Origin of the sequence: Kitasatospora sp. NPDC127060 (assembly GCF_042724935.1) — a bacterium.
GTDB lineage: Bacteria > Actinomycetota > Actinomycetes > Streptomycetales > Streptomycetaceae > Kitasatospora.
In genome coordinates, this window is sequence record NZ_JBHXEG010000008.1 from 151,459 (window position 1) to 158,920 (window position 7,462).

Annotated in this window: 4 protein-coding genes; 3 read left to right on the forward strand and 1 reads right to left on the reverse strand. The window is 73.2% G+C overall.

The window, feature by feature from the left end; translation table 11 throughout:
• Nucleotides 1–219 precede the first annotated feature (219 nt).
• Nucleotides 220–1,530 carry an acyl-CoA dehydrogenase family protein gene (locus ACFWIS_RS07625; protein WP_380463169.1) on the reverse strand — a complete coding sequence of 437 codons (1,311 nt, stop codon included), beginning with the start codon at nucleotides 1,528–1,530 and terminating at the stop codon, nucleotides 220–222.
• Nucleotides 1,531–1,951: 421 nt separating this feature from the next.
• On the opposite strand from ACFWIS_RS07625, the gene ACFWIS_RS07630 reads away from it, so the two are divergent.
• From ACFWIS_RS07630 to ACFWIS_RS07640, 3 genes are all read left to right on the forward strand, one after another.
• Complete coding sequence (locus ACFWIS_RS07630) at nucleotides 1,952–3,028, forward strand: GAF domain-containing protein (protein WP_380463172.1); 1,077 nt, start codon at nucleotides 1,952–1,954, stop codon at nucleotides 3,026–3,028.
• 387 nt (nucleotides 3,029–3,415) lie between these two features.
• A complete protein-coding gene (locus ACFWIS_RS07635; protein WP_380463177.1) occupies nucleotides 3,416–5,014 on the forward strand; it encodes a lipase maturation factor family protein in 1,599 nt (532 codons plus the stop codon).
• A gap of 204 nt (nucleotides 5,015–5,218) precedes the next feature.
• The gene (locus ACFWIS_RS07640) at nucleotides 5,219–7,399 is read left to right on the forward strand and encodes a hypothetical protein (RefSeq protein WP_380463175.1); all 2,181 of its coding nucleotides are present in this window, start codon (nucleotides 5,219–5,221) and stop codon (nucleotides 7,397–7,399) included.
• The last annotated feature ends 63 nt before the right edge of the window (nucleotides 7,400–7,462 follow it).

Genomic DNA, 7,462 nt, shown 5'->3' on the forward strand with positions numbered 1-7,462 from the left:
GGACCGGTCGGTTCCGGTCGGAGTGTTCGCCGACGGATCGCCGCAGCTCAGCGCGGCCGTCGTGAAGCGGGAGCGGCCCCCCGGCAGGCCGGGTGGGCCTTCCGGGGAGCCGTCAGGAACAGGTCAAAAGGAACGGGTCAAACGGTCATCATGCCGAAGGTTCGCCACCAACCGGGCGGCGGTTCCGGGCAGTCGGGCGGCGTTCCCGGCAGTCGGGCGTCAGCTCGCGGCGGAGATCGGCACCACCCGGGCGCCCCGGCCGCCCTGACCGAGCTGGGCGCCGCGTCCGTAGCGCCGGTCCGTCGCCGGCGCCTGCGATTCGCGCTGGTTGAGCTCGGTCCAGGCCCAGCTGGTCAGTTCGGACAGCTCGGCCGACCACTGCTTGCCGTAGGTGCCCGCCGCCACCTGTCCGAGCCGCAGCTTCTGCACGTCCGAGGTGCCGGCCGGGGCGTAGATGTGGGTGGCGTCGCGGAGGTAGCGGATGATGTTGTGCTCCTCCTGGGTGCCGCGGGCGGCGAAGATCTCCATCGCCTGGCGCGCCGAGTCCATCGCGTATTCGGTGTTGATCAGCTTGGCGTTCATCAGCTCGGCGTCGCAGGCCTTGCCGTGGTCGAGCAGGTGCGAGGCGTGGTAGGCGGCCAACTTGGCCGTCATCAGCCGGGACTGCATCTCGCCGAGCTTCAGCGCGATGCTGTTCAGCTGGTTGATCTGCTTGCCGTAGAGCACCCGCTCCTCGGCGTAGCGCACGGTGTCCTCCACCACGGCGACGTGGATGCCGAGGGCGACGGCGCCCAGGTTGAGCCGGCCGTACAGGGTGGAGGAGGAGTAGGCGACGTCGAGGCCCTGGCCCTCCTCGGCGAGCCGGTTGCCGACGGGGATGCGGCAGTCCTCGAAGACCAGCTCGCCGAAGCTGAAGCCGTGCAGGCCGCCCTGGGTGCCGATGGTGCCGGCGCGGAAGCCGGGACGGTCGCTCTCGACCAGGAAGGCGGACAGCCCCTTGCTGCCCCGGTCGGTGCGGAGGACGACGCCGTGGACGTCGCCGATGTGGGAGTTGCCGACGAACACCTTGCGGCCGTTGAGGACGTACTCGTCGCCCTCGCGGCGGGCGGTGCCGCCCATGCCGAGCACATGGCCGCCGGACTCCGGCTCGGTGACCGCGATCGTCGGCAGGCACTCACCGGAGGCGAACTTCGGCAGCCACTCGCGCCGTTGGGAGGCCGAGCCGAAGTGGATGACCTTGGCGACGCCGAGCTGCGAGGCCTGGGCCATCGCGCCCATCGCACCGCTGACCCGGGCCAGCTCCTCCACGATGATGGTCTTGGCGAGGTGCCCCAGGCCCAGGCCTCCGAACTCGCGCGGGATCGTGACGCCGATCCAGCCGCGACGGCCGATCTCCCGCGAGAGTTCGAACTCGATCTCCCGGTCCGCCTCCATTCTGGCCACCTGAGGACGCACCTCCTTCTCCGCGAACTCACGCACCTCCGCCCGGAGGCTCTCGTGTCGTTCGTCGGTGAAGTAGTCCATCGTCATGCTTGGTCCTCTCATCCCAGTGGTGACGTGCCTCCGTTCGCGCCGTAGATGCCGCTCCGGCCGTCCCCCCAGGTCGGTGGGGGTGTGGGGTGTGGCGGTGCCGATCGCTTCGGGGCCATCGGTGCATGCGGACCTTGGGTCGGGGTCTCCCGTGGAAACCGGGGGACTACCGTCCGTGTCTTCGGCAGGGCTCATTGTCATATGTGCACATGGGGTCCACACATAGTTGATCTTGGATTGGCGGAATTCGGCCCACCCGACCGGTGGCGGGTTTTGTCACGGCCTCGAGTGGGGACTGACCTTCCTCTCCTCGGTGGCCGGCCAGGGGGTCGCTCAACTGCTGCTTTGACTGTTCATCAGCAACGGTGGCGATCGGTCCCGGTAACACCGCGGTGCCCGGATGTCTGATTACATGTGCGCCATGACTGATGTGATGAGCACTCAAGGCCAGTTCCCGGGTGCTGCCGGGGAGTCCGAGCGGACTCGCAGGCTGCGCAGCCTGGGTCTCAACGAACCCTCCGCGGACGAGGCCTTCGACCGCTTCGCTCACTTGGCAGCCAGCATCACCCGGGCTCCCATCGCGATGGTCAACTTCATCAACGACGAGCGCCAGATGTTCCGGGGGCTCTACATTCCGCCAAACTCCGGCGACGTCGCGGCCGACGAAGGCGCTTCCTGGGCGGACCGGGGCATCGCCTTCGACCTTCCCACCCGTCAGATGCCGATGAGCCACGGCTTCTGCCCGCACGTGGTCGCCCAGCGCTCACCCCTCGCACTGGACGACATCCTCGCCTACCCCCGGTTCGCCGGGAACCCGGTCGTGGACGAACTCGGCGTCCGGGCCTACCTCGGCGCCCCGCTCGTCGACGACACCAACACCGTCATCGGCACCGTCTGCGTCCTCGACCGGGAACCCCGGCAGTGGGGGCGCGAGCGGCTGCGCGACATCCAGCACCTCGCCGAGGCGCTGCTCTCCGAGATCCGGCTGCGCGACAACCTGCTCGCCCAGCAGCAGGAGATGTTCGCCGCCTTCGACGGCTCCCCGTTCCCGATCATGCTGACCGACGGCCCCGGCCAGGAGATCCGCTACGCCAACGCCCAGCACGCCGACACCTTCGGCGCCCCGGTGGCGTACGGCTCGATCGGCACCGCCTACCCGCAGCTCGGCGCGGCCGGCCTCCAGCAGGCCGTCGCGGAGGCGTACCACACCGGTCGCGCCACCGTCCTCAACGACGTCCGGATCCAGTCCGGCCGTCCCGAGGCGCAGCGCGTCCAGCAGATCTTCAGCTTCACCTGCACCCCGCTGCGGGCCGCGCGCACCGGCCAGGTCAACGGCGTCCTCACCGTCGGCATGGACGTCACCGCCCAGTCCCGCACGGAGGAGGAACTCGGCACCCTGGCCGCGCTGCTGGTCGACCGGCTCCAGCAGAACGGCGCCGCCACCCCGACCGGCCGACCGGGCATCGCCGGCGGTTCCGGACTCGTCCTGCCGAGCTGAGCGGCCGACCGCCGCTCGTGCGCGGCCAGACGGCCCCCGGCCGTACCCGCCCACCGCACCACCTGTACCGTCCACCACCGTGGCGGGGCGCCTCTCACCCCCGAGGAGAGGCTCCCCGCCACGCTGCCGTTCCGGGGCGGGTGCGGCCGGCCGTACCGGCCATGGCAGTTCGCGCGCGGCACTGTGCGGCGGTATGTCCGGGGTGCCCCGAGGTAGGCCGGTCGTGGCGCCGGGGCGGCAGTTCGCCCCCGGTGCCCCGAGGTACGCCGGTCGCGGCGCTGGGCGGCAGTTCGCGCTCGGGCCGAGCGGGTGAACCGTCCGCCGCCCGCACCCCGACCCGGGCCCGGCCGCGCGCCGCCGGTGGTAGGCATGGGCCGCATGACCTGGATGGACTGGTTCGCCGCCCCCGACTACTGGCTGAGCCGCCTGCTCGTCCAGCGTCTGCTCGCCGGCCTCTACCTGATCGGATTCCTCGCCGCCGTCGCGCAGTTCCGCGCCCTCATCGGCACCCACGGCATGCTGCCGGTGCCCCGCTTCACCGCCCGCGTCCCGTTCCGCAAGGCGCCCGGCCTCTTCCACCTCCACTACAGCGACCGCTTCTTCGCCGCCGTCTCCCTCACCGGCGCCGCGCTGGCCGCCGCCCTCGCCGCCGGACTCGGCGACGAAGTCCCGCTCTGGGCGTCGATCCTGGCCTGGGCGGTGCTCTGGGCCCTCTACCTCTCCATCGTCAACGTCGGGCAGACCTGGTACTCGTTCGGCTGGGAGTCACTGCTGCTCGAAGCCGGCTCCCTCGCCGCCTTCCTCGGCAACGCCGACACCGCACCGCCCACCCCCGTGCTCTGGCTGATGCGCTGGCTGGTCTTCCGGGTCGAGTTTGGCGCCGGACTGATCAAACTGCGCGGCGACAGGTGCTGGCGCGACCTGACCTGCCTGCGCTACCACCACGAGACCCAGCCCATGCCCGGACCGCTCAGCTGGTTCTTCCACCACCTGCCCGACCCGCTGCACCGGGTCGAGGTGGCGGCCAACCACGTCGTCCAACTCCTCGTCCCGATCGGCCTGCTGCTCCCGCAGCCGGTCGCGAGCTACGCGGCCTGCGCGGTGATCGCCACCCAGCTGTGGCTGATCGCCTCCGGCAACTTCGCCTGGCTCAACTGGCTCACCGTCGTCCTCACCCTCGCCGCCGTGGAACCGCCCCGCCTCGGACTGCCCGGCCACGCCCGGGACTTCCCCGCCGCACCCCTCTGGTACCAGGCGCTGGTGGCCGCGGTCACCGCCGGCGTCCTGGTGCTCAGCTACTGGCCGGTGCGCAACCTGCTCTCCCGCGGCCAGGTGATGAACCGCTCCTTCAACCGGCTGCACCTGGTCAACACCTACGGCGCCTTCGGCAGCGTCAACCGCCTGCGCCAGGAGGTGGTGATCGAGGGCACCGACGAGGCCGTCCTCAGCCCGCGCACCGTCTGGCACGAGTACGGGTTCAAGGGCAAACCCGGCGACGTGCGCCGCCTCCCGCGCCAGTACGCCCCCTACCACCTGCGGCTGGACTGGCTGATGTGGTTCGCCGGCATCTCGCCCGCCTACGCCCGCCCCTGGTTCCTGCCCTTCGTCACCCGCCTGCTGGCCGGCGACCGGGCGACCCTGCGACTGCTGCGCCACAACCCCTTCCCCGACGCCCCACCGACCCACGTCCGGGCGACCCTCCACCTCTACCGGTTCACCGGATGGCGCGAACTGCGGGAAACCGGTGCCTGGTGGCACCGCACCGCGCTGCACGAGTACCTCGCGCCGGTCGACCTGCCCACCCTCGCCCGGGCCGGCCACCACCCGCCGCCCGGCCACCCCTCGCCGGACCGCCCGTCCCGCCCGACCAGGGGCGTCCGCGCCGTCCCCCTGGACGGGCTGCGGCGACCGCGCCCACCCCGGACGGAGCACCCCGGCCACCCGCCCGGACCAGCACCGGACCACCCGGGCGGACCTCCCGGGTAGCGGCCAGGCGGGCGGTATGGCACACGACACCGGCCCGTCCCGGCGGTGGGTGCGTGCAAGGCTCGAACGGGCACCCGTATTCTGGGCCTCCACAACCGGCGGCCCGACCGCGCGCCCCCCGGTCCCGCCCCAGGGGCCCCGTGCACCCGGTCCGCCGCCCCCTCGTCGTCAGCCCCGCCGCCGTCGCCCAGAACCGGACCTCACATGACAGTGCTTCACTCGCGCAACGCCGACGCAGCCGACCCGGTGGACGTCGCCGACGCCGCAGACGTCAAGGACCCCCAGGACGCCGCTGCGGAGCCCGACCTCCGCGAGGACCTCGGCCGCTACGCCGAACTCGGGGCCTTCACGCTCAGCGCCGACACCCACGCCTGGTACGCGGCCGTCGACACCGTCGCCACCCCCGAGGACGCCCGCGCCGCCTCCACCGCGCTCGCCGAACTGCGCGGCCGCGACCTCCAGCAGACCTGGGACGCCGTCACCGCCCTGGCCGCCGACGTCAAGCTCGATGAGCCCGACACCGTCGCCAAGACCGCGCTGCTGGTCGAGATGCTCCAGCGGGTGCACCGCACCTCCGCCACCCTGACCAGCGCCGCCTACGACGCCGACCTCGTCGCCCTCGCCGCCGCCACCGCCGACAGCACCTGGCGCCGCGAGAACGGCGTCAAGCTCTCCTGGCTGCGCGGCCGCTCGCTGCGCAAGCAGGCCGCCGCCCTCGCCCACGACCGCAAGGTCCGCCGCGAGGAGCTGCACGAGGCGCTCACCTCCGCCGAGATCGAGCGCCGCGCCTGGTCCGCCATCGCCCCGGCCGGCACCCTCCCCAGCGCGCCCGCCGACGGCGCCCTGGTCGAGCGCACCGCCCAGGCCTTCGAACCCATCAACACCGGCCTGCGCGACCTCGCCCGCCTGCTGCCCGACCACGACCTGGACGGGCTCGCCTTCGCGGACCTCGTCGACCTGGTCGAGCGGCTCGCCGCCGACGAGGGCACCCTCTACCGCCTGCCCACCATCCGCGGCCTGCGCGCCACCCTGGAGGAGGCCGGCCTCGCCGACCTGCTCGCCGAACTCACCGCCGCCAAGGCCGACCGCCGCGCCGCCGAGGCCGCGTACGCGGCGCGCCAGGCGCTCGCGGGCGGGCAGCGGGACGGGTTGGGCGAGTCGACGGTCGAGGAGCCGGTTGCCGAGGAGCTGGTCGCCGAGGAGCCGGTTGCCGAGGAGGCCGGTGTAGAGGAGACCGCCGCGCGTCAGGCCCTGGCGGCCGGACAGCGGGACGGGCTGGCCGAGGAAGCCGTCGAGATCGAGGCCGAGGCCGAGGCGGGCACCGAGGAGGACACCGAGCCCGTAGAAGCGGCGGGTACGGACGTGGACATCGCCGAGGCAGCGCCGACTGCGGTGGAGGAGGCGGAGGCCGCCCCGGCCGCCGTGGTCTCCCTCCCGGCGCCCTCCCCGGCCGCTGACGACCTGGTGGCCGCCGCGACCGCCGCGCTGGCCGAGGCCGCAGCCGCGGACGAGGTGGCGGCGGAGCCGGAGCCGGAGGCGGTGGAGGAGCCTGCCGCCGGGGTCGAGACTGAGGTCGGGGTCGAGACTGAGGTCGAGGTCGAGGTCGAGGTCGAGGTTGTGGCCGAGGTCGAAGCCGAGGTTGTGGCCGAGGTCGAGTCGGACGCGGTCGCCGACGTGCCCGCTGTTGAGGCTGCCGAGCCGGAGACCGTCGAGGTCGACGAGCCGACGGTCGAGGCCGAGGCTGTCGACGCCGAGCCGGCCGAGGTTGCCGAGGAGGCTTCGGCCGTGGTCGCCGAGGCGCCCGCCGTTGAGGTCGTGGAACCGGCCGTCGAGGTTGAGGCCGAGGCCGCCGAAGAGGCGCCCACGGTCGAGGCCGTTGAGGTCGAGGAGCCGGCGGTAGAGGAGGACCCGGCCGTGGTGGCCGAGGAGCCCGAGCCCGTCGCCGAGGCGCCCGCTGTCGTCGAGGCCGAGCCCGTTGAGGTCGTGGAGCCGGAGGCCGACGTGGAGGCCCCCGTCCACGCGGTCGTGGACCCGGCCGTCGAGGCCGAGCCCGAGCCCGTCGCCGAGGCGCCCGCCGTCGTCGAGGCCGAGCCCGAGCCCGTCGCCGAAGAGGCGTCCACCCCCGAGGTCGCCGCCCCCGAGGCGGAGCCCGTCGCCGAGGAGTCCGGTGGCCGTCCCGCGAAGCCGGACTTCACCCCCGGCCGCCCCGTGACCGCCTACTCGGCGGACGAACTGCTCGCCGTCGTCCGCTGGATCGACGCCGACGGCACCGAGCGGAGTGACGAGGAGCTGCTCCGCGCGGCCATGAAGGAGCTGGGCTTCGCCCGGCTCGGTCCCCGGATCAAGGAGGCGCTCGGCGCCGCCGTCACCGCCGCGCGCGGCTAGGGTCCGGGGAGCAAGCCGGACGGCACAGGGCCCGGGACGCCACTCGCGTCCCGGGCCCTGTGC